The organism is Phytoactinopolyspora endophytica (assembly GCF_004138495.1).
In the GTDB taxonomy this organism is placed as follows: Bacteria; Actinomycetota; Actinomycetes; order Jiangellales; family Jiangellaceae; genus Phytoactinopolyspora; species Phytoactinopolyspora endophytica.
On the sequence record NZ_ML142854.1, the window covers coordinates 105,897 to 108,360 of the forward strand.

At 69.3% G+C, this 2,464-nt stretch carries 2 protein-coding genes and 1 pseudogene; 1 reads left to right on the forward strand and 2 read right to left on the reverse strand.

Translation table 11 applies throughout. The annotated features are described in order from the left end of the window. A partial coding sequence (locus ELR45_RS13505; RefSeq protein WP_165367751.1) for a serine hydrolase domain-containing protein occupies positions 1–1,122 on the reverse strand: 1,122 nt, incomplete at its 3' end. A gap of 97 nt (positions 1,123–1,219) precedes the next feature. Between ELR45_RS13505 and ELR45_RS13510 the strand changes: the two genes are divergently transcribed. Beyond that, positions 1,220–1,987, forward strand: a complete 768-nt coding sequence (locus tag ELR45_RS13510; RefSeq protein ID WP_129666820.1) for an SDR family NAD(P)-dependent oxidoreductase — start codon at positions 1,220–1,222, stop codon at positions 1,985–1,987. A 64-nt stretch (positions 1,988–2,051) separates the two neighbouring features. Here ELR45_RS13510 and ELR45_RS13515 read toward each other — a convergent pair. Next, a pseudogene (locus ELR45_RS13515) lies at positions 2,052–2,464 on the reverse strand (hypothetical protein); the annotation flags it as partial.

Genomic DNA, 2,464 nt, shown 5'->3' on the forward strand with positions numbered 1-2,464 from the left:
CCACATCGTGGCGAACCGGCCGGTGAAGCGGGTCAGCTCGGCGTCGTCGCGCGATCCTGCCTCGCCCGCGCTTTCTGTGGCTAGGTTGACCAGGCGGACCAGGCCTGACGCCAAGGGCTCGGCCGGGCCGTCGATCGCGTTGGTCAGCACGGAGACGGCGAGCCTGTCCTCGGGGTCGAAGTAGGTCTTGGTGATGTGCCCGGGGTACCCGCCACCATGGCCGAACACGCGCCGCCCGCCGATGTCGGCGCGGTCCAGACCGAGCCCGTACTCGCCCTCGCTGCCGTCGACCTTCCACTCGGCGCGCTGCATGAGCCGCTTGGAGGCGTCGGAGAGAATCCGGTCGTCACCGTGGAAGTGGGCGGCGACGTAGCGGACGACGTCCTCTGCCGTGCTGTAGAAGCCGGTGGCAGGGGACATTGCGGCGGTGTCGACGTGGTCGACCGGAACCCGCCTGTCGGAATAGGCCAGCGCGGTATAGCCGCACGCGTACTCGGAGGCACGCGCCGCGTCGTACTCCGGGCCGGTATCGGCCAACGAGAGCCGGTCGACGATGTGTTCGCGGACGTAGGAGTTGTAGCTTTGCCCGGAAGCGGCCGCCACGACCAGGCCGAGCAGCGAGTAGCCGATGTTGGAGTACTTGAAGCGTTCGTTGGACGGGATGATGTCGGCGTCGTCGAGGGCGATCTTCTGCAGCCCGGCCTCGTCCGGGAACTCGCGGTACAGCTGCCAGAAGTCGCCGTCATGTCCGTCGCGCACAGCTCCCGCGCTGTGCCCGAGCAGCTCGCGGACGGTCACACTCCCGAGCGGTGCACCGTCCAGAAACGGCAACCAGCCGCCGATCGGGTCATCGAGCCGCAGATCGCCGCGTGCCGAGAGCTGCAGGACGGCGGTGGCCGTAAACGTCTTCGAGTGCGAGGCGATCCGGAACAGGTGCCGCGGCGTCAGCTCGACCCCGGCCTCCACGTCGGCGTGCCCATAGGCCTCGGACAACAGCACCTCGTCGCCGTGCAGTACGGCTGCCTGAACACCGGGAATGCGGGAGTAACGTTGCCGGAACGCCAGCCACGAGTCGAAATAGGTGACGGCATCGTGGACGGCGGCGCGGGAGAGATCTGTCACGGTTCATCACCCTACCTAGCGGTGCGTCCCGCGGATCGAGCCCCATGGCGCGCACCGCGCAGGACGCGACTCGGTGCCGGTGGGTAGTGTGCTATTCATGCCCACGGCTTTGGTGACCGGCCCGACCGCGGGGATCGGGTTGGAGTTCGCGCGCAAGCTGGCCGCCCAAGGGTTCGGCCTGGTCCTTGTCTCACGTGACCAGGCGAGGCTCGAGTCGGTGGCCGAGGAGCTCCGCGCCGCACACGGTGTCGAGGTGGAGGTCCTGGCCGCGGACCTGACGGCTGAGACCGGCGACGTCGAGGCGAGGCTGAGCGACCCGGACCGGCCGATCGAGCTCCTGGTGAACAACGCCGGTCACGCACTGCGCAAGCCATTCCTCGCCAACGACATCAACGACGAGGAGCACCTGCTCAACGTCCATGTGCGCGCAGTGCTGCGGCTCACCCACGCGGTCCTCCCCGGCATGATCGACCGCGGACGCGGGGCAGTCATCAACGTGAGCTCGGTGGCTGCTTGGACGCCGCGCGGCACCTACAGCGCCGCCAAGGCGTGGACCACGTCGTTCACCGAGGGTCTGGCGTCGCAGCTGGAGGGGACGGGTGTCCGGGCGATGGTGCTGGCGCCCGGATTCACACGCACGGAGTTCCACGACCGGGCTGCCATGGACATGAGCAAGCTGCCCACGTGGCTATGGCTCGATTCCGGCACGCTGGTCGACACAGCCCTACGGGACCTCCGTCGCGGCAAGACCGTCTCGGTCCCCGGACCGGTGTACAAGGTCGCCGCCCTGATGCTGCCGCGCCTGCCACGGCGCCTGGTTCGGGCGACCGGCCGTCGCCATCCTGATCGGCGACGCCGCGGCTAGGCACCGTGCGAGGGAGATCGATCTCGGTCACCTGCCGGTGTGTGGCGCGACGAGCGCCCGGGCATCAGCCGGGCAGCTGAGCGACGGCGTCCTGGATGCCGTCGGCTGTGTCCGCGCTCTCGTACACGGCCCATCCGCGGGAACGGGCGGAACGGGCCCAGAACGACGTGTCGCCGCAGCCCGTTGTGGGCGCGCCGGTGTGAACGTACGCGCACGGAGCGTCCGGCCAGTCGATGGCCGGTGGCAGCGTCTCGGTCCAGAACTGATGGTCGCGAGCCCGTGCGAGAGTATCCTCTGCCGGATCCGGCCACAGCCCTCCGGGGGCGTGCAACTGCTGGTGAGCGGTTTCGGCCTCGGTGGGGGATGCCGCCTCGAGTAGCTCGAGGTGGTTGACCCGGCCGGGGCGGGGCAGAGTCGCGTCCACGAAGACGTACCCTCCGATCTGCTTCCTGCCGGCCCGCTGGGTCCGTGCCAGAG

Coding starts and splice junctions, on each gene's coding strand:
- ELR45_RS13510 (WP_129666820.1), top strand. CDS start 1,220: ATGCCCACGGCTTTGGTGACCGGCCCGACCGCGGGGATCGGGTTGGAG.